Below are 18,407 nucleotides of genomic sequence, written 5' to 3'. Positions count from 1 at the left end.
CCATGACAAGCGAAGATCAGGTTCTCGACGGCTGGATGGCGGCGATCGCCCGCGACGGCTGGCGCGACGCCCGTCCCGATACCGCCGCCGCATTGGCCGGATTGACCGCGACCGACCTCACGGCGGTGCTGCCCGACCGCTGGAGCGCCCTGTCGGCATTCGGACGCCGTCTCGACCGCGCCGCGCTCGCCGAGGCCGCCAGCGACCCCGATACCAGCGTCCGCGACCGGCTGTTCGCGCTGCTGATGGCGCGCTTCGATGCCGGCGACGCCCACAAGGCCGCGGTCCGTGCGCTCGGCGAGGCGGCGAAGCGCGATCCGGCGCTGGCGGCGGTGATGCTCGGGACGCTGGTCGTGTCGGTGGCGCGCATCGCTGCGGCAGCGGGCGTCGAAACCAGCGGATTGCTCGGGCCATTGCGGGTCGAGGCGCTGACCGCGCTGGTGCTGCACGCCTCACGGACCTGGCTCGACGATGCCGATCCCGACCTCGCGGCGACGATGAAGGCGCTCGACACCGACCTCGAGCGCGCCGAACGCTGGGCGAAGTGGCGGCCGGGCCAGCGTTCCGCCGCGGCCGCCGGCTAGCGGGTCGCGAGACCCTCGATCATCGGGCGGTCGGCCTCCGGGATCAGGCCCTCGAGCACCGCCCAGAAGCCCGTCACCGCACCCTGGCCGGCCGCCGCATAGGCCGCCGCCATGCCGCGCCGCAGCTCCTCGAACAGTGCCGCCTCGAGCGTCTTTCCCGCATCGGTCAGGTCGAGCAGCCGCTGGCGGCGATCACGCGGCCCGACGGTGGCGGACACCAGCCCCTCGGCCTGAAGTTCGGCGAGAACGCGACTAAGCGACTGCTTGGTGATGTTGAGCAGTTGCAGCAGGTCGCTGACCGGCATTCCCGGCGCCCGCGCGATGAAGTAGAGGGCACGGTGGTGGGCCCTGCCGAAGCCCTCCGCGGCCAGCATGTCGTCGGCACCACGAACCATGTTGGTGTAGCCGAAATAAAGCAGCTCGATGCCCCGGCGGATTTCGGCTTCGCGCAGGAACAGCGGCGAGGCGGCGTTCGAGCGAAGAGAAACTGCGTCAACCATGTTGACGTATTTCGCACAGAATGTTACCCGGCGCAACGCAATCGCGACATAAAACGATAAGGAACGAGGGATGACGACCGCGAGCTTCGACGACCGCGACGGCTTCATCTGGTTCGACGGCGCGCTGCGACCGTGGCGCGACGCCAACATCCACATCCTGACTCACGCGATGCATTACGCCAGTGCGGTGTTCGAGGGCCAGCGCTGCTATGGCGGCAAGGTCTTCGCGCTCGACCAGCACAGCGACCGCCTGCTGAACTCAGCGAAATTGCTCGGCTTCGACATCCCATGGACCCGCGATCAGATCAACGCCGCAACCAACGAGGTCGTCGCCGCCAACGGCCTGAGCGACTGCTACGTCCGCCCGATCGCCTGGCGCGGTTCGGAGCAGATCGGCGTCGCCGCCCAGCTCACCAAGCCCCACCTCGCCATCGCGTGCTGGGAATGGGGCGCCTATTTCGGTGAGGAGGCACTTGCCAAGGGCCTCCGCCTCAACGTCGCCAAGTGGCGCCGGCCCGCCCCATACACCGCGCCGACCCAGTCGAAGGCGGCTGGGCTGTACATGATCTGCACCCTGTCCAAGCACGCGGCCGCCGACGCCGGCTACGACGATGCCCTGATGCTCGACTGGCGCGGCCAGGTGGCGGAGGCGACGGGCGCCAACATCTTCTTCCTGAAGGACAACAAGCTCCACACGCCGACGCCCGATTGCTTTCTCAACGGCATCACCCGGCGCACCGTCATGGGCCTCGCGCAGCAGCGCGGCATCGAGGTCGTCGAGCGCGCGATCTGGCCCGAGGAACTCGAGACATTCGAGCAGGCGTTCCTCACCGGCAGCGCAGCGGAAGTGACGCCGTTGGCAGAGATTGGACCATGGCGGTTCGAAGTCGGTGCAATGACCCGCCAGCTTCAGGCAGACTATGCAGACTTGGTGCGCGGAAGGCACACTAACTGATTTTCTTTTGTATTTTCGGCCATTTACCGTCGAAACTAAACGATCCGGCATCCTGTTCATGAGACGGCAATAAATACACCGCATTAGCGTACATGAGTGATTACCGTTGCTTGGTGCGTACCCGTTTCAGTCGAGAGATGATGATCCAGCGCTTTTTCCCCTTGCTCAGCGTCTTCGCGATAGCGGCAGGGCTGTGGGTTGTGCCGTCGATCGTCAGCCAGGGAATGGTGACGGTCGGCGAGCGCTTTGGGCACGCAGATCAGGAGCTGGTCGAGACCGGCCGTACCACCGATCAGGTTCGTCTCGCCTTGCTTGGTGCCGATGCGCGCGTCGAGACGGCGATCGCGTCCACTGTCCAGCCTGAGTCGCTGGCGGACGTGCGTGGTACCCGCATTGCGGCGGCATCCCGCGTCGATTGACGCGGTGACACACCAACCCTAAACCCCGCGTCGTAAGCGGGTGGACTACTTGATGATCAAAAGGCTCGGACAGGTTGCCGTGCTGGCGTTGGCGGCGACTATTGCCCTGCCGGCGACCGGGCAGTCGATCGATCCCCGCGTTCTCAGCCAGGTCCAGAGCCAGCTCGGTGCCGGCGGCCAGCAGGGCAGCGCGCTCGACCGTGCCCGCGAGACCGAGCAGCGCCCGAGCGAGTCCGACCTCGCGGCGCAGCGCACCGGCAAGGTCGACACCGCCGAAGAGCAGGAGCTCCGCCGCCTGCAGTCGCGCGCGGCGATCGCACGCCTTTACCGCCCCTCGCCGATCGAACGCGAGTTTCAGGACCGCTTGTCGGACCGCACCCTGCGCCAATTCGGCTATGAGCTGTTCCAGTCGGTTACCGGCAGCAGCGGCCCGCTCACCGGGACCGTCAGCGACAGCTATATCGTCGGCCCTGGCGACGAGATCGTCGTCCAGTTTCAGGGCGCGACCAACGACAGCCGGACAACGCGTGTCGACCGCGAGGGCCGGCTGGTCGTCGGCGCCGTGCCGCCGATCCAGGCCGCCGGGCGCTCGCTCGGCGCGATCCGCAATGACCTCGCGGCCGCAACCCGCCGCACCCTGCTCGGCACCGACGTCTATGTCTCGCTCGGCAGCGCACGTTCGGCGACGGTGTTCGTCGGCGGCGAAGTCGTGCGCCCGGGCCAGTTCCAGCTGACCTCGCTCTCCGATATCTCGGCCGCGCTCGCCCAGGCCGGCGGCATCCGCCGCACCGGCAGCCTGCGGACGGTCCGTGTCGTCCACGCCGGCGGCGGCACCGTCGTCGTCGACCTGTACGGCCTGCTTGGCATCGGCAGCCCGCCCGCAATCCGCCTGCGCGACGGCGACCGCATCATCGTGCCGGTCATCGGCGACACCGTCGCGATCGCCGGCAACGTTGCCCGCCCCGGCATCTACGAATCCCGCAAGGGCACTACGGTCGGCGCGCTGCTGGACTACGCCGGCGGTGCCTTGCGCCCGCGCGGCAACGCCATCGCGATCAGCCGGATCAACCCCGACGGCTCGGAGCAGTTCGTGCGCTCGGCCGCTCTGGCCAGTGCGGTGATCCCGGGCGACGCGGTCCAGTTGACCAGCGGCAGCGCCGGCGGTGCCGCCGGCCGGGTCCAGCTTCGTGGCTTCGTCGCCAATCCTGGGCCGCGCTCGCTCGGCTCCGCTCCGACCGTCCGCGACCTGCTCGGTGAAGTCCGCGACCTGCGCCTCGACACGTATCTGCCGATGGCCGTCCTGATCCGCCGCGATCCCAACACTTCGTCGCGGGTCTTCGAGCCGATCAATCTGCTCAGTGCGTTGACCACGAACCCTGTGCCGCTGCGCAGCGACGATCGGCTGTTCGTCTTCAGCCGCGCCGACATCGACTTCATGAACCGCAACGTCGTCCGGCGCATCATCCTCGGCCAGCCCAACAATCTGACCCAGTGCAGTTCACTCGAGCGCCTTCAGGCCCTTGTCGGCAACACCCAGTCGTCGCGCTTCAATGCCGTCACCCGCGGTACCTTCATCGTCGAGCGTGCGGGCCGCAGCGACGTCGCCGCGGTCGGCGGCCTCCAGAGCAACCGCCGCGGCGACGAGGCCCTGCGCACCGAAGGCGATCAATATCGCGTGACACCCAACGGTAGCACCAGCAACACCACTCCCGACCGCCGTCTTGCGGTGACCGGCGAGCAGGCCGCGCTCGCCGATGTCGACAGCCAGGCACCCGACAACACCAGCGACGACCAGCGCGATGACACCCGCGATACCGCGTACACGCGCGACCCGACGTTGAGCTCCGGTACCGCACTCCGCAGCACCCGCGATCCGCGCCAGTGCGCGGCAGTGTTCGAGGAGGAGCCCGAGCTGCTCCCGGTGCTGATCGAGAACTCGGTCTCGGTCGGCGGTTCGATCCGCCGTCCCGGCGCCTACCCGATTGCCGGCAGCGAGACCGCGCGCGACCTCGCCGCCGCTGCCGAAGGTTTGCTGGTCAACGCCAGCCGCCTGACTCTCGACGTTACCCGCAGCGACGGCGACACCAGCACCCAGGAGCGCATCGCCCCGGGCGTCGCCGCCGATGCCCTGTCGCTGACCCGCGTCAGCGCCGGTGATGACCTGCGCTTCAATGGCTCGCAGCCGCAATCCGAACCCGGTGGCGTACTGCTGACCGGCGAGTTCGCGCGGCCTGGCCTGTATTCGATCCGCAAGGGCGAGACGCTGTCGCAATTGATGGCTCGCGCCGGCGGCCTGTCGACCCTGGCTTATCCCTACGGCACGATCTTTACCCGCCGCAGCGTCAAGGAACTCCAGCAGGAGGGCTTCCGCCGCACCGGGCGCGAGCTGACCAACGGGCTACTTGCCGCATCGTCACGCAAGACCGGCCAGACCGGCGACTCCCTGCTCGCGGCCCAGTCGTTGATCAGCCAGTTGTCGTCCGCCGAGGCCCCGGGGCGGGTCGTGGTCGAAGCCGACCCGCGCGTCCTCGGTCTGCGCCCCGACCTCGACACCGTGCTCGAGTCCGGCGACGCGATCTACGTGCCCAAGCGCCCGAATTTCGTGCTCGCGCTCGGCGACGTCAACAACCCCGGCGCGCTCCAGTTCATCTCGGGCAAGTACGCCAAGGACTATCTCGCCGAGACCGGTGGCACCCAGTGGACCGCCGACGAAAAGCGCATCTTCGTGGTGCTGCCGAACGGCTCGTCGCAACCGCTGCGGAAGGGCCGTTGGGCCCGCAGCGGTGCGATCGGCGTGATCCCGCCGGGCTCGACGATCATCGTGCCCAAGAACATCGATCCGCTGTTCACGCTCGATGTGGCGCGCGATGTCACCTCGATCGTCGGTACCCTCTTCTCGTCGCTGGCGACCTTGGCGATTCTCGCCACGAACTGATGAGTTTCAACAGCTTCGGGCGCGTCTTTCGCTTTACGACCTGGGGCGAGAGCCACGGCCCGGCGATCGGCGCGGTGGTCGACGGCTGCCCGCCGGGACTGATACTGAGCGAGGCCGACGTCCAGCCGTGGCTCGACCGCCGCCGCCCCGGCACCTCGCGCTTCACCACCCAGCGCCAGGAGCCCGATCAGGTCCGCATTCTGTCCGGCGTCTATGAAGGGCGCACGACGGGCACGCCGATCAGCCTGATGATCGACAACGTCGACCAGCGCTCGAAGGACTATTCGGAGGTCGCGCGCGCCTATCGCCCGGGCCATGCCGACTATGCCTATGACGCGAAATACGGCTTCCGGGACCCGCGCGGCGGGGGTCGTTCCTCGGCGCGCGAGACGGCTTCCCGGGTCGCCGCGGGAGCGGTCGCGCGTCTGGTCATGCCCGAGGTAAGCCTCCGCGCCTATCTGGTCGAGCTCGGCGGCATCGCGATCGACCGCACGGCTTTCGACGATGCCCAGATCGACGCCAACCCATTCTTCTGCCCCGACGCCGGCACCGCCGCGCAGTGGGAAGCGGCTCTCGACGCCGCCCGCAAGGATGGCTCGTCGCTCGGCGCGATCGTGGAGTGTGTCGCCACCGGAGTTCCGGCAGGGTGGGGCAGCCCGGTCTACGGCAAGCTCGACGCCGACCTCGCCGCCGCCTGCATGGGCATCAACGCGGTGAAGGGCGTCGAGATCGGCGATGGCTTCGGGGCCGCCCGCCTGCGCGGCGAACAGAACGCCGACCCGATGCGACCGGGCGCGGGCGGCCGGCCGGAGTTTCTCGCCAACCACGCCGGCGGCACCGCGGGCGGGATCTCGACCGGCCAGCCGGTCGTCGTGCGGATGGCGCTGAAGCCGACCTCATCGATCCTGACTCCCGTCGAAACCATCACCCGCGACGGCTCCGCCTCCGAAATCGTCACCAAGGGCCGCCACGATCCCTGCGTCGGCATCCGCGCCGCTCCGGTAATGGAGGCGATGGTCGCGCTGGTGCTGGCGGACGCGAAACTGCAGCACCGGGCGCAGACAGGGCTTTAAATCCGCACCCGCTCCACTATGTTAGTCGAGTAACACACTCGGAGTGCCGCCAATGGCGATCGACCAGTACCGCACCAACCCCGTCGGCGACCCGGTCGTCTCGACATTGTTGACCTATGTCGTGTGGTTCTTTCTCGGCAACCTCGGCGGCCACCGCTTCATTACCGGTCGTGTCGGCTCCGGCCTCGTGATGCTGCTCCTTCACGGACTTGGCTGGCTGACCTGGTGGTTTGGCCTCGGCTTCCTGATCTGGGGCTTCGTCGGCATCTGGTGGCTGTTCGATGCGCTGCTTATCCCGGGCTGGGTGCGGGAGCGGCGCTAGCGGAGCAGATAGTTCGCGGCTCCAAGCGACGATATCAACAAGATCAGGACATGAGGCAGCGCCACCGAGGCCGTGAGCGCGACGTGGAGGAACATCGCAACGCCGTATTGCTGGAACGAGGTTTGCCAACTCCGACCGATCTGGAATGACCGTACCGTGTCAGCTGTGCCAGCGCGCAAGGCGTCCTCAATTTCGTTGATGCGACCGAAGAAGGCGCGTTGGAAAAGCTTCCAATAGGTCTCGATCAACCAGAATCCCGCCGCCGCCGCTGCACAGGCGATCAGCGCATAACCCCGCTGCTGATCTGAAATCTTGTCGGAGACGATCGCCGCGATAGCACCGGCCAGCGATACCGTGACGCTCCAGCCCTTGATCTGCAGCGCACGGTCGTCGTTGCGCTCGACGATGTCCTGAAGCTTGAGATACTCGCTTTCGAGCAACTTCTCGTGGTCGGACACTGGGGCCTCCCTAATCCACGAACGGGTCGCGCACCAAAATCGTGTCCTGCCGCTCCGGACTCGTCGAGACCATCGCCACCGGGCAATCGGTCAGCTCCTCGATCCGGCGGATGTACTTGATCGCCTGCGCCGGCAGTTGCGCCCAGCTGCGGGCACCGGCGGTCGACTCGCTCCAGCCTTCGAAGATTTCGTAGATCGGCTCGACCGCGGCCTGGTCGGCAGCATGGGCCGGGAAGTGGTCGAGAACGCGGCCCCCGAGCTTGTAGCCTGTGCAGATGCGCAGTTCCTCGAACCCGTCGAGGACGTCGAGCTTGGTCAGTGCCATGCCGCGGACGCCCGAGACCTGGACCGACTGGCGCACCAGGACCGCGTCGAACCAGCCGCACCGCCGCTTGCGCCCGGTGACCGTCCCGAACTCATGCCCCCGCTCGCCAAGGCGCTGCCCGACAGCGTCGTCGAGCTCGGTCGGGAAGGGCCCGCTGCCGACCCGCGTCGTGTACGCCTTGACGATGCCGAGCACATACTGGAGCGCCCCCGGCCCAAGGCCCGATCCGGAGGCGGCCGTCCCAGCGACGACGTTCGACGAGGTCACGAACGGATAGGTGCCGTGGTCGACGTCGAGCAGCACGCCCTGTGCGCCCTCGAACAGGATGCGCTTGCCCGCCCGTCGTGCGTCGCCGAGCGCCGCCCACACTGGCGCCGCGAACGGCAGCACGAACGGCGCGATCTCGGCGAGACTGGCGACCAGTGCCTCGCGGTCGACCGGCGGCACGCCGAAGCCGACGCGCAGCGCGTCATGGTGCGCGAGCAGCCGGTCGAGCTGCGGCCCGGCCTTGTCGAGGTGCGCGAGATCACAGACCCGCAGCGCGCGCCGCCCGGCCTTGTCCTCGTACGCCGGGCCGATGCCGCGCCGGGTCGTGCCGATCTTGCCGGCGCCGCTGGCATCCTCGCGCAGCCCGTCGAGTTCGGAGTGGAGCGGCAGGATCAAAGGGCAGGTCTCGGCGACCTGCAAATTCTCCGGCGTGATGGTGACGCCCTGGCCGCGCAATTTCTCGACCTCGGCCTTGAAGTGCCAAGGGTCGAAGACGACGCCGTTGCCGATCACCGACAGCGCGCCGCGGACGATGCCCGACGGCAGTAGGCTGAGCTTGTAGACCTTGTCGTCGATGACGAGCGTGTGCCCGGCGTTGTGGCCGCCCTGGAAGCGCACGACGACGTCGGCGCGTTCCGACAACCAGTCGACGATCTTGCCCTTGCCTTCGTCGCCCCACTGCGCACCGATGACGACGACGTTGGCCATTCTGTATCCTTGTTAGATCGCGGTCGGCTCTACACCGTTCCAGCGGTGGGTGCAGCCCGGAACGGTCGCGTCCTCGGAAAGCGCCGCGACCGTCGTCCAGCCTTCACCGCGCAGGCGTTCCCCGATATCCGGCGCGGCGCCGAACGGCAGCGCGACCCGGCGCGGCTCGACCTGTCCGAGCCCGGCGTCGACCAGCCCGTCGATGTAGAGCGAGAAGCCGACCGCAGGCTCGCGCGCCCCGTCGCCGGCCACTACCGCGTAGCTGCCGCCGCGTCCGATTTCGCCACGAACGCCATCGGCGAAGATCGAGAAACCAATCCAGCTCTGGTACTCGAAGCCGTGGCGCTCAGTCGGGTCGAGGGTCAGGCGGACGCCGCTCAGCGCTGCTGCCAGTGCGGCGATCCCGTCGATTCGCGATTTCAGTAACCCGGCATGATCGAAGGCGCGAAGCTGGGGCAGGGCGCTTTGCAGCGGGCCGGTCGCCGCGGTTAGCGACAGCCAGTGGCCGAAGCCCTCCGCCGCCATCGCCCCCGCATCCTTCATGTCGAGCAGCGCCTGCAGCCGCTCGATCCGCTCCGGCTCCATGACCGTGTCGGCGAGCGTCGGGACGATATCGGGCATCGTGATGTCGACCGAAATCCCGCTCAATCCGGTAGCGGCGAGCGCCTCGACCGCGACGCCGAGCACCTCGATCACCGCGGCGACGCTGTCGCTGCCGATCAGCTCAGCACCCGCCTGCACCATCTCGCGCTCAGGCGTCAGTTGCGTGCCTTTAACCCGCAGCACCGGGCCGGCGTAGCTCAGCCGCAGCGGCCGCTCGACGTGCCCCAGCCGGGTCGCTGCGATGCGCCCGACCTGCCCGGTGATGTCGGACCGCACCGCGAGCGTGCGCTGCGTGACCGGATCGACGAAGCGCATCAGCTGCGCGCGCCGCCCCGATCCAACCCCGAGGCGCCCGGCGAGGCTCTCCTCATACTCGACCAGCGGCGGCTGGACGCGTTCGTAGCCGTGACTGCCGACGACGCTCATCAGCGTCGCTGTCAGTGCCACCGCCGCGTCCGCCTGCGGGGCGAGCCGGTCGCGAATACCCTCGGGGAGGAGGCCCTGGCTCACGGGAAATACAGCGCCTTGACGGTCTTCACGCCCGGCAGGCGGCAGACGCTCCACAGCAGAGGCTCCGAGATATTGCCGTCGACCGAGAGCAGCAGCACCGCCTCCGATCCCGCATTGCGGCGACCCAGGTGGAAGGTGCCGATGTTGACCCCGGCCTCGCCCAGCGTCGTGCCGATGCGGCCGATGAAGCCCGGCTTGTCCTCGTTGACGACGAACAGCATCGCACCGTTCAGCTCGGCCTCGATGTTGATGCCGATGATCTCGACCAGCCGCGCATCGCGGTTGCCGAACAACGTCCCCGCGACCGAGCGCTCGCCGTCCGGAGTGCGGACGGTGACCCGGACCAGCGTGTGATAGTCGGTGTCGCGCTCGTGGCGGACCTCGGCGATCTCGATGTCACGTTCCCGCGCCAGGAACGGCGCGTTGACCATGTTGACGGTGTCGGAGTGCGGCCGCATCAGTCCCGCCAGCACCGCTGCGGTGATCGGCTTGATGTTGAGTTCGGCCGCTGCGCCCTCGACCTCTACGGTAACCGCGCTCAGGCCTTCGCCGCTGAGCTGGCCGATGAGCAGCCCGAGCTTCTCAGCCAGCGCCATGTACGGACGCAGCCGCGGCGCCTCCTCGGCCGACAACGACGGCACGTTGAGGGCGTTGGTGACGCCGCCGGTGAGCAGGAAGTCGCTCATCTGCTCGGCGACCTGGATCGCGACGTTGACCTGCGCCTCGTCGGTCGAGGCGCCGAGGTGCGGGGTCGAGATGAAGTTCGGGGTGCCGAACAGCGGCGAGGCCTTGGCAGGTTCCTCAACGAAGACGTCGAGCGCCGCACCGCCGATGTGGCCCGAGTCGAGGCCGGCCTTCAGCGCCACCTCGTCGATCAGGCCGCCGCGCGCGCAGTTTATGATCCGCACACCGGGCCGGGTCTTGGCCAGGTTCTCGGCCGACAGGATGTTACGGGTCGAATCGGTCAGCGGGGTGTGGAGGGTGATGAACTCGGCGCGCGCCAGCAGCTCGTCGAGCGTGACCTTCTCGATGCCCAGCGTCTCGGCGCGCTCGGGCGTCAGGAACGGATCGTAGGCGATGACCTTCATCTTGAGGCCAAGCGCGCGGTCGGCGACGATGCTGCCGATGTTGCCGGCACCGATCAGGCCGAGCGTCTTGGCAGTCAGCTCGACCCCCATGAAGCGGTTCTTCTCCCACTTGCCGGCCTGGGTCGAAGCATCGGCCTCCGGCAGCTGGCGGGCGAGGGCGAACATCAGGGCGATGGCGTGCTCGGCGGTGGTGATCGAATTGCCGAACGGGGTGTTCATGACGACGACGCCGGCCGCGGACGCGGCGGGGATGTCGACATTGTCGACGCCGATGCCGGCGCGGCCGATGACCTTCAAATTGATGGCGGCGGCGATGACCTCGCGGGTCGCCTTGGTCGAGGAGCGGATCGCGAGACCGTCGTAGTTGCCGATGATCTTGAGCAGCTCGTCCTTGGACAGGCCGGTGATTTCGTCGACCTCGACGCCACGGGCACGGAAGATTTCGGCGGCCTTGGGGGACATCTGGTCGGAGATGAGGACTTTGGGCATTGGGTGATCTTTCTTCCTGCTCCCCTCCCCTTCAGGGGAGGGGCCGGGGGTGGGAACTTGCTTCTTTCGTGGGTGGGAAGGCTCCACCCGCGGGCCGGGGCAAGCGCGCCGTCTCTCAGACCCTCCCCTGAAGGGGAGGGTGAGGCTACGCGCCGGTCACCTGGTCATGCGCCCAGTCGAGCCACGGCCCGAGCGCCTCGATATCGGTCGTGTCGACCGTCGAGCCGCACCAGATCCGAAGCCCCGGCGGCGCGTCGCGGTAGCCGCCGATGTCGAAGGCCACACCCTCCTTCTCGAGCAGCGCGGCGATCGCCTTGGGGACGTCCTCGCCCGCGCCCGGCAGCGTCAGGCAGACGCTGGTGTTGGAGCGCGTGTGCGCATCAGCCGCCAGATGCTCGACCCACGGCGTCGCCTGGACCCAGCGGTCGAGCGCGACGGCGTTGGCGTCGGCACGCGCGGCCATTTCGACCTGGCCGCCGATCGACTTCGCCCATTCGAGCGCATCGATGCAGTCCTCGACCGCGAGCATCGACGGCGTGTTGATCGTCTCGCCGCTGAACACGCCCTCGACCAGCTTGCCCTTGGAGGTCAGGCGGAAGACCTTGGGGAGCGGCCATGCCGGCGTGTAGCTTTCCAGCCGTTCGACGGCGCGCGGCCCGAGGATCAGCACGCCGTGCGCGCCCTCGCCGCCGAGCGCCTTCTGCCAGCTGAAGGTCAGCACATCGACCTTGGTCCAGTCGACGGGCTGCGCGAACACCGCACTGGTCGCGTCGGCGAGCATCAGGCCTTCGCGGTCGTCGCGGATCCAGTCGTAATTGGGAATGCGTACCCCCGACGTTGTGCCGTTCGAGGTGAAGCAGACGTCGTGGCTCTGCGGCACCCGGGTCAGGTCGGGCAGCTCGCCATAGGGCGCTGAGATCGTTTCCGCGGGCAGCTTGAGCTGCTTCAGCGCGTCGGTGACCCAGCCTTCACCGAAGCTTTCCCACGACAGCATGGTGACCGGGCGCGCGCCCAGCATCGTCCACATCGCCATCTCGTAGGCGCCGGTGTCGGAGCCGGGCACGATGCCGATGCGGTGCGTGTCGGGGACCTGCAGCACTTCCCGGGTCAGGTCGATCGCGAGCTTGAGCCGCGACTTGCCGATCTTGGAGCGATGTGAGCGCCCGAGGCTGTCGGTGGCTAATCCGGCGGCGGACCAGCCGGGACGCTTGGCACAAGGCCCGGACGAAAAGTTTGCGCGCGCGGGGCGCACGGTAGGACGTTCAATCATGGTCTCTCCTCACAGAGAGCACGCGCCGCGTTGGGGCGGCGTGGCCCGTCGGCGTTTGTAGAGACGCGGACGCTGCGGTCAAGCGCAAGAACGTTACGTATCCGTATTGTTTGTCTCCGATCCTTAGCTATAGTTGCGCCGAGGTTAATCGGGGGACACGGAATGAATCGGCACCGCAAGGGCTTTTGGAGTCGCTGTTCGGCGCTGGCGTTCGTCGTGCTCGGCACCGCAGTTCCTGCGAACACATCCGTCTACGTCGACAACCGGCTCGGTGTCGTGGCGGCGGAAAAGCGCGTCGTCATCACGGCGCCGCAGCCGGCCCAGCTCGTCTTCCTCTTCCAGACTAACGGTAAGCCCGACAACGAGGCGACCCAGTTCCTGCAGGCGGCGGTCGAGGCGGATGTTCGCGGCAGTGGCATGTTCTCGGCGGTCAGCGGCGCGCCGGTCACCAGCGGTGGCATACTCAGGGTGACCGTCAACAACATGCCGCAGAAGGGCGCGGTCGCCAGGGGCGCCGTCGTCGGGATGACGTTCGGACTGGTCGGCACCGTGGTCACCGACCAGTATCGCACCACCGTCGAATACCTGCCGGTGTCATCGTCGCTGCCGATTACGCGCTCGGTCGAGCACGCGATCTACACCAGGCTCGGGGCCAAAGCTGCGCCGCAGCACGCCGACAAGGTCAAGAGCGACGTGATCGCGATCAAGACGATCGTCGAGCAAAGCCTGGCGCACGCGCTCAACGACATGGCGGGCGATCCGGTCTTCGCAAGTGGGGCGATTGTCGCGAACGCCTCCGCCGTACCCTGACAGCAGCGACCGCGCTGCTCGTTTCTCCGCCTGGGTCTCGACTCCTTCGCGAAATGGGCAAAGCGCGAGATGGCGACAGAAGCGCCCCTAGACTTGGCCTCCGCTCGCCAAAAGCCTAGACCCCGCGGCCCCGTCCGCTCGCGAGCCCGCCATGCATCCCAATCTTCCCGATCGACTGTTCCCGACCGCTCGCGCCGAAGTGGCCAAGGCCGGGCACCCGACCAGCGTGCCGCAGACCGAGCATCCGGCGTACGAACTGGCCTTTCAAGACAAGGACTTCCTGCTCAAGGACGAGATGCGGCCGGTGCGGCTTCAACTCGAGATGGCGAAGGCCGACCTCGCGCTGTCGGAGGCGGGCATCAAGTCGATGTTCGTGTTCTACGGCTCGGCCCGCATCCCGGCACCCGAGGATGCGCAGGGCTTGATCGACGCCGCAAAAACGCCCGAGGCACTCGTCATCGCCGAGCGGCTGGCGAAGAACTCGCGCTATTACGATGAAGCGCGCAAGCTGGCGCGGCTCGCGTCGGGCGAGGGCGAGGAGGAGCGCTGGTTCACCGTCTGCTCTGGCGGTGGCCCGTCGATCATGGAGGCGGCCAACCGCGGTGCGGCGGACGTCGGCGCGCCGTCTGTCGGGCTCAACATCGTGCTGCCGTTCGAGCAGGTACCGAACCCCTATGTCACCCCCGGCCTGAGCTTCCAGTTCCACTATTTCGCGCTGCGGAAGATGCATTTCCTGATGCGCGCGCGCGCCGTCGCGGTGTTCCCCGGCGGCTTCGGCACGCTCGACGAGTTCCTCGAGCTGCTGACGTTGGTACAGACCGGCAAGATCGCGGCGCTGCCGATCCTGCTGTACGGCCGCGAATTCTGGGCGCGGATCATCAACTGGGAGGCGATGGCCGAGGAGGGTGTGATCGCGCGCAGCGACCTCGACCTGTTCAAGATCGTCGACACCGCGGCCGAGGGCTGGGCGGTGGTGCGGGAGCATTACGGGATCTGAAGGGGCAGGGCGAGCACGACCAACCCTGTCCGAAAACCGCCAGACTCGCCAGCTTAGCGGCGCTAGAACACCGGTATGCAAACCGCCCTCCACACCGACCGGGACGCCTGCTACGCCGCAATCCTGGCGCGCGACCCGGCGACCGACGGGCAGTTCTTCACCTGCGTGAAAACCACCGGCATCTACTGCCGCAGCGTCTGCCCGGCGCGGCCGCCTTACCTCAAGAACTGCAGCTTCGTCGCTACGGCTGCGGAAGCGGTCGCTGCCGGCTACCGCTCCTGCAAGCGCTGCCGCCCAGACAGTGTCCCCGGCAGCCCGGCGTGGGTCGGTAGCGCATCCAGCGTGAGCCGCGCATTGAAACTGATCGAGGGCGGCGCGCTCGATGCTGAGAACGATGGGCGCAGCGAAGGCCTCGGCGACAAGCTCGGGCTCGGCGAGCGGCAGGTCCGCCGCCTGTTCAAGCGCCACCTCGGTGCCTCACCGGTCGCGGTTGCACAGGCCCGCCGTCTCGCTGCTGCCGCTGCGCTGCTCGACGACGGCGCGTTGACGATGGCAGAAGTCGCGCTCGCCGCGGGCTTCGGCAGCATCCGCCGCTTCAACGAAGTCTACGCCGGCATCTACGGCGAAACCCCGGGCCAGCGCCGCCGCCGGGCCAAAGAAGGAGCGACCATGCAACTCGTCCTGTCAGCCTATGCGTCCCCCGTCGGCGACCTGCTCGTCGTCAGCGATGCCGACAGCGCCCTCCGCGCGCTCGATTTCGTCGATTACGAGGCGCGGATGCGGACGTTGCTGGCGCGCCACTACGGCAGCTTCGAATTGAGCGATGGCCCGATCCCGCCCGCCATCGGCCAGGCGCTGAACGCCTATTTCGACGGCGACCTGACGGCGCTCGACGGACTCACGGTCCGCACCGGCGGCAGCGATTTCCAGCGCGGTGTGTGGGCAGCGCTGCGCGCAATTCCCGCAGGCACGACCACCGGCTACGGCGCGCTGGCGGCGATGCTCGGGCGTCCCGGAGCGGCGCGGGCGGTCGGGCTGGCCAACGGCTCGAATCCGATCGGCATCGTCGTGCCGTGCCACCGCGTCATCGGCGCGAACGGTGCGCTGACCGGTTATGCAGGCGGTGTCGAGCGCAAGAAATGGCTGCTGGAGCACGAAGGCGCGCTGCCCAACCGGGCCATGATCTGATACGTCGAGGCAACAATCCTGGGGAGGAATTGGCATGCCGATAGTTGCGACGTGCCTGTGGTTCGAGAAGGATGCCGAGGCCGCAGCCGAACTCTACTGCTCGCTCCTGCCCGACTCGCGCATCGATCACGTCCAGCGCGCCGCCACCGACTATCCGGCGGGCAAGGCGGGCGACCCGCTCCTGGTGCGGTTCACCCTTGGCGGGCACGCGATGCAGGGGCTTAACGGCGGCAAGCCGATGGCCGAGTTTTCGAGCGCTGCGTCTATCTCCGTTGAAACCGCCGACCAGGCCGAAACCGACCGGCTGTGGTGCGCGCTGACCGCCGATGGCGGCAAGGAAATCCAGTGCGGCTGGCTCAACGACCGCTGGGGTATCCCGTGGCAGATCGTGCCGAAACGCTTGACCGAGTTGATGAACGATCCGGACCCGGCCCGGGCGAAACGCGCCATGCTCGCGATGATGGACATGGTGAAGATCGACATCGCCGCGCTCGAGACGGCAGCGAACGGCCACTAGGGCGCAGGGGAAGCCTAGACCTCGAACTCCAGGATCACCGCATCCACCGCCAGCGAGTCGCCGGCTTTGGCGCGTACCTCCTTGATCACGCCCGACTTTTCGGCGCGGAGGATGTTCTCCATCTTCATCGCCTCGACGGTGGCGAGCGGCTGGCCGGCCTCGACCTTGTCACCGGCGACGACGTCGAGCTTCACGATCAGGCCGGGCATCGGGCACAGCAGGTAGCGCGACATGTCGGGCGCTACCTTGGCGATCATATACTTGGCGAGAGTAGCGGCACGCGGGCTGAGGACGCGGACGACATGGCTCGCGCCGGCGGTCGTCAACCGGTAGCCGACCGCGAGCCCGTCGACCGCGACGGCGATAGTGCGGCGGTCTAGGCGAGCGGTGAACAGCGGCTCGCCGACGCGCCACGAGGTGCTGAGCCTATGCTCTTCGCCGTCGATGGTCAGGGCGAAGCCGTCGCCAGCATCCTCGACATTGACTGCGTGGTCGGTGCCTTCGAGCTGGACGATCCAGTCGGTGCCAAACACCGCGCCGCTGCCGTCGAGCTGGCCGTCGATGAGCTGGGCGCGCTCGGCGATGGTAGCGTGGATCACCGCCGCCGTGGCGATCAGTGCAGAGCGCGCGGCATCGTCGACCGGACGGCCGTGGAACCCGTCCGGATATTCCTCGGCGATGAAGGCGGTGGTTACCTCCTCGCCGGCGACGAAGCGCGGGTGGCGCATCAGCGCGCCGAGGAAGTCGATATTGTGGCTGATGCCGCGGACCAGATAGGCGTCGAGTGCCGCCGCCTGCAGCTTGATCGCGGCCTCGCGGGTCGGGGCGTGGGTGATCAATTTGGCGACCATCGGGTCGTAGAAGCGGCTGATTTCGCTGCCCTCGACGACGCCGGTGTCAACGCGGATTCCGTGGCCCTCGGGTGGCACCAGCCGGGTCAGGCGGCCGGTCGAGGGCAGGAAGCCGCGGTACGGGTCCTCGGCATAGATTCGCGTCTCGATCGCGTGGCCGTCGAGCTGGACGTCGGCCTGCTCGAACCCCAGCGGTTCACCGTAGGCAACGCGGATCATGTCCTCGACGAGGTCACGCCCGGTGATCAGTTCGGTGACTGGATGCTCGACCTGTAGCCGGGTGTTCATCTCGAGGAAGTAGAACGAGCGGTCCGCGCCGGCGATGAATTCGACCGTGCCGGCGGAGAAATAGCCGACGCCGCGCGCGAGTGCGACCGCCTGGTCGCCCATCGCCTTGCGCATCTCGGGGGTCACGAACGGGGAGGGGGCCTCCTCGACGACCTTCTGGTGACGGCGCTGGATCGAGCAGTCGCGCTCGTTCAGGTAGACGATGTTGCCCTGCTGGTCACCGAGCACCTGGATCTCGATGTGGCGCGGTTGCTCGACGAACTTCTCGATGAACACCCGGTCGTCGCCAAAGCTGGCGAGCCCCTCGCGCTTGGTCGCCTCGAAGCCTTCGCGGACATCGGCCTCGCTCCACGCCAGCCGCATGCCCTTGCCGCCGCCGCCTGCCGACGCCTTCATCATCACCGGGAAGCCGATCTCGGTGGCAATGCGCACGGCGTGTTCGGTCCCGTCGATCTCGCCAATGAAGCCCGGCACGACCGACACGCCGGCGGCCTTGGCGAGCTTCTTCGATTCGATCTTGTCGCCCATCGCGGCGATCGCCTTGGCTGGCGGTCCGATGAAAGCGATCCCGGCATTGTCGCACGCCTCGCGGAAGCTGGCACGCTCGCTCAGGAACCCATAGCCCGGGTGGACGGCCTGCGCGCCAGTGGACACGCACGCCGCGATGATCGCATCCGCCAGCAGGTAGCTTTCGGCGGCGGGCGGTGGCCCGAGGCGAACGGCCTCGTCGGCCATCTCGACGTGGAGTGCGCCGGCGTCGGCATCGGAATAGACCGCGACGGTCGCGATCCCCATTGCCCGGCAGGATTTAATAACGCGGCACGCAATTTCGCCGCGGTTGGCGATCAAAATCTTGGTGAACAACTGGCGGCTCCCTTGCGCCGCCGTTGAAGCGGGTCGCGCCCGACGCGTCAAGCGAGCGCGCGCGGCCCCCGTGCGCAATCGTCGTTACAGGGCGGCAACCAGGGCGAGCGCAGCCTGCGCCAGGCTGATGGCGGCGAGCATCGCGGGCTCGTCGGTGCTGATAGCCGCAGCAACCGCTGAGGTTGCCGCGGTCAAATCGGCCTGAGGAGCGGTATATTTCGGGCTCTGGCTGGGCAACGACGGATCTTCGACCTCCCGGCGGGCCTGGATCACGGCCGCGACGTGCCGGAGCCGAAGCTGCTTGAACACCCGGTTGGTGACGTTGTCGTCGAGCCGGTCGTGAAGCTCGTCGCGCAGGGCGCGAACTTGGGTCATCAGTGCAACTA

At 67.8% G+C, this 18,407-nt stretch carries 18 protein-coding genes; 10 read left to right on the top strand and 8 right to left on the bottom strand.

Annotated elements, in window-relative coordinates; all coding sequences use genetic code 11:
* The first annotated feature begins 2 nt into the window (after window positions 1-2).
* Window positions 3-584, top strand: coding sequence for a hypothetical protein (locus tag KX816_10620; GenBank protein QXQ04770.1), 582 nt, complete (start codon window positions 3-5; stop codon window positions 582-584).
* On the opposite strand, the gene KX816_10615 is transcribed toward KX816_10620, so the two are convergent.
* Window positions 581-1,084, bottom strand: coding sequence for a MarR family transcriptional regulator (locus KX816_10615; GenBank protein QXQ04769.1), 504 nt, complete (start codon window positions 1,082-1,084; stop codon window positions 581-583). The genes KX816_10620 and KX816_10615 overlap by 4 nt on opposite strands.
* A 70-nt stretch (window positions 1,085-1,154) precedes the next feature.
* Here KX816_10615 and KX816_10610 point away from each other — a divergent pair, with 70 nt between their 5' ends.
* The 5 genes from KX816_10610 to KX816_10590 all read left to right on the top strand — a co-directional run bounded on the left by KX816_10610 (window position 1,155) and on the right by KX816_10590 (window position 6,788).
* Window positions 1,155-2,039, top strand: a complete 885-nt coding sequence (locus KX816_10610) for a branched-chain amino acid aminotransferase (GenBank protein QXQ04768.1) — start codon at window positions 1,155-1,157, stop codon at window positions 2,037-2,039.
* 137 nt (window positions 2,040-2,176) lie between these two features.
* Window positions 2,177-2,458, top strand: a complete 282-nt coding sequence (locus KX816_10605) for a hypothetical protein (protein QXQ04767.1) — start codon at window positions 2,177-2,179, stop codon at window positions 2,456-2,458.
* 52 nt (window positions 2,459-2,510) lie between these two features.
* Window positions 2,511-5,393 (top strand): SLBB domain-containing protein, encoded by a 2,883-nt coding sequence (locus KX816_10600; GenBank protein QXQ04766.1) that lies wholly within the window; start codon window positions 2,511-2,513, stop codon window positions 5,391-5,393.
* The gene (gene aroC / locus KX816_10595) at window positions 5,393-6,466 is read left to right on the top strand and encodes a chorismate synthase (GenBank protein ID QXQ04765.1); all 1,074 of its coding nucleotides are present in this window, start codon (window positions 5,393-5,395) and stop codon (window positions 6,464-6,466) included. The genes KX816_10600 and aroC overlap by 1 nt, the downstream gene beginning before the upstream one ends.
* Before the next feature lie 52 nt (window positions 6,467-6,518).
* Complete coding sequence (locus tag KX816_10590; protein QXQ04764.1) at window positions 6,519-6,788, top strand: TM2 domain-containing protein; 270 nt, start codon at window positions 6,519-6,521, stop codon at window positions 6,786-6,788.
* On the opposite strand, the gene KX816_10585 is transcribed toward KX816_10590, so the two are convergent.
* The 5 genes from KX816_10585 to KX816_10565 all read right to left on the bottom strand — a co-directional run bounded on the left by KX816_10585 (window position 6,785) and on the right by KX816_10565 (window position 12,506).
* Window positions 6,785-7,228, bottom strand: a complete 444-nt coding sequence (locus KX816_10585; protein QXQ04763.1) for a hypothetical protein — start codon at window positions 7,226-7,228, stop codon at window positions 6,785-6,787. The genes KX816_10590 and KX816_10585 overlap by 4 nt on opposite strands.
* A gap of 28 nt (window positions 7,229-7,256) precedes the next feature.
* Window positions 7,257-8,546 (bottom strand): adenylosuccinate synthase, encoded by a 1,290-nt coding sequence (locus KX816_10580; protein ID QXQ04762.1) that lies wholly within the window; start codon window positions 8,544-8,546, stop codon window positions 7,257-7,259.
* 12 nt (window positions 8,547-8,558) lie between these two features.
* A complete protein-coding gene (locus KX816_10575; protein ID QXQ04761.1) occupies window positions 8,559-9,659 on the bottom strand; it encodes an ATP phosphoribosyltransferase regulatory subunit in 1,101 nt (366 codons plus the stop codon).
* Entirely contained in the window at window positions 9,656-11,236 is a 1,581-nt protein-coding gene (gene serA / locus KX816_10570; GenBank protein ID QXQ04760.1) for a phosphoglycerate dehydrogenase, read from the bottom strand. The genes KX816_10575 and serA overlap by 4 nt, the downstream gene beginning before the upstream one ends.
* Before the next feature lie 145 nt (window positions 11,237-11,381).
* A complete protein-coding gene (locus KX816_10565) occupies window positions 11,382-12,506 on the bottom strand; it encodes a phosphoserine transaminase (protein QXQ04759.1) in 1,125 nt (374 codons plus the stop codon).
* Window positions 12,507-12,668: 162 nt separating this feature from the next.
* Between KX816_10565 and KX816_10560 the strand changes: the two genes are divergently transcribed.
* From KX816_10560 to KX816_10545, 4 genes are all read left to right on the top strand, one after another.
* Complete coding sequence (locus KX816_10560; GenBank protein ID QXQ04758.1) at window positions 12,669-13,316, top strand: hypothetical protein; 648 nt, start codon at window positions 12,669-12,671, stop codon at window positions 13,314-13,316.
* Between the two features lie 151 nt (window positions 13,317-13,467).
* Entirely contained in the window at window positions 13,468-14,313 is an 846-nt protein-coding gene (locus KX816_10555) for an LOG family protein (GenBank protein ID QXQ04757.1), read from the top strand.
* A 75-nt stretch (window positions 14,314-14,388) separates the two neighbouring features.
* Window positions 14,389-15,501: a methylated-DNA--[protein]-cysteine S-methyltransferase gene (locus KX816_10550; protein ID QXQ04756.1), complete on the top strand. Its 1,113-nt coding sequence runs from the start codon at window positions 14,389-14,391 to the stop codon at window positions 15,499-15,501.
* A 34-nt stretch (window positions 15,502-15,535) separates the two neighbouring features.
* Window positions 15,536-16,018: a VOC family protein gene (locus KX816_10545; GenBank protein QXQ04755.1), complete on the top strand. Its 483-nt coding sequence runs from the start codon at window positions 15,536-15,538 to the stop codon at window positions 16,016-16,018.
* 14 nt (window positions 16,019-16,032) lie between these two features.
* Here the strand turns inward: KX816_10545 and KX816_10540 are convergent, their stop codons facing one another.
* Together KX816_10540 and KX816_10535 are read right to left on the bottom strand one after the other, a co-directional pair.
* Window positions 16,033-18,021, bottom strand: coding sequence for an acetyl/propionyl/methylcrotonyl-CoA carboxylase subunit alpha (locus KX816_10540; GenBank protein ID QXQ04754.1), 1,989 nt, complete (start codon window positions 18,019-18,021; stop codon window positions 16,033-16,035).
* Window positions 18,022-18,105: 84 nt separating this feature from the next.
* Window positions 18,106-18,396: a hypothetical protein gene (locus KX816_10535; protein QXQ04753.1), complete on the bottom strand. Its 291-nt coding sequence runs from the start codon at window positions 18,394-18,396 to the stop codon at window positions 18,106-18,108.
* Window positions 18,397-18,407: the final 11 nt, after the last annotated feature.

It is taken from the genome of Sphingosinicellaceae bacterium (genome assembly GCA_019285715.1).
In the GTDB taxonomy this organism is placed as follows: domain Bacteria; phylum Pseudomonadota; class Alphaproteobacteria; order Sphingomonadales; family Sphingomonadaceae; genus Glacieibacterium.
This window is presented reverse-complemented; position numbering and strand designations above follow the sequence as displayed.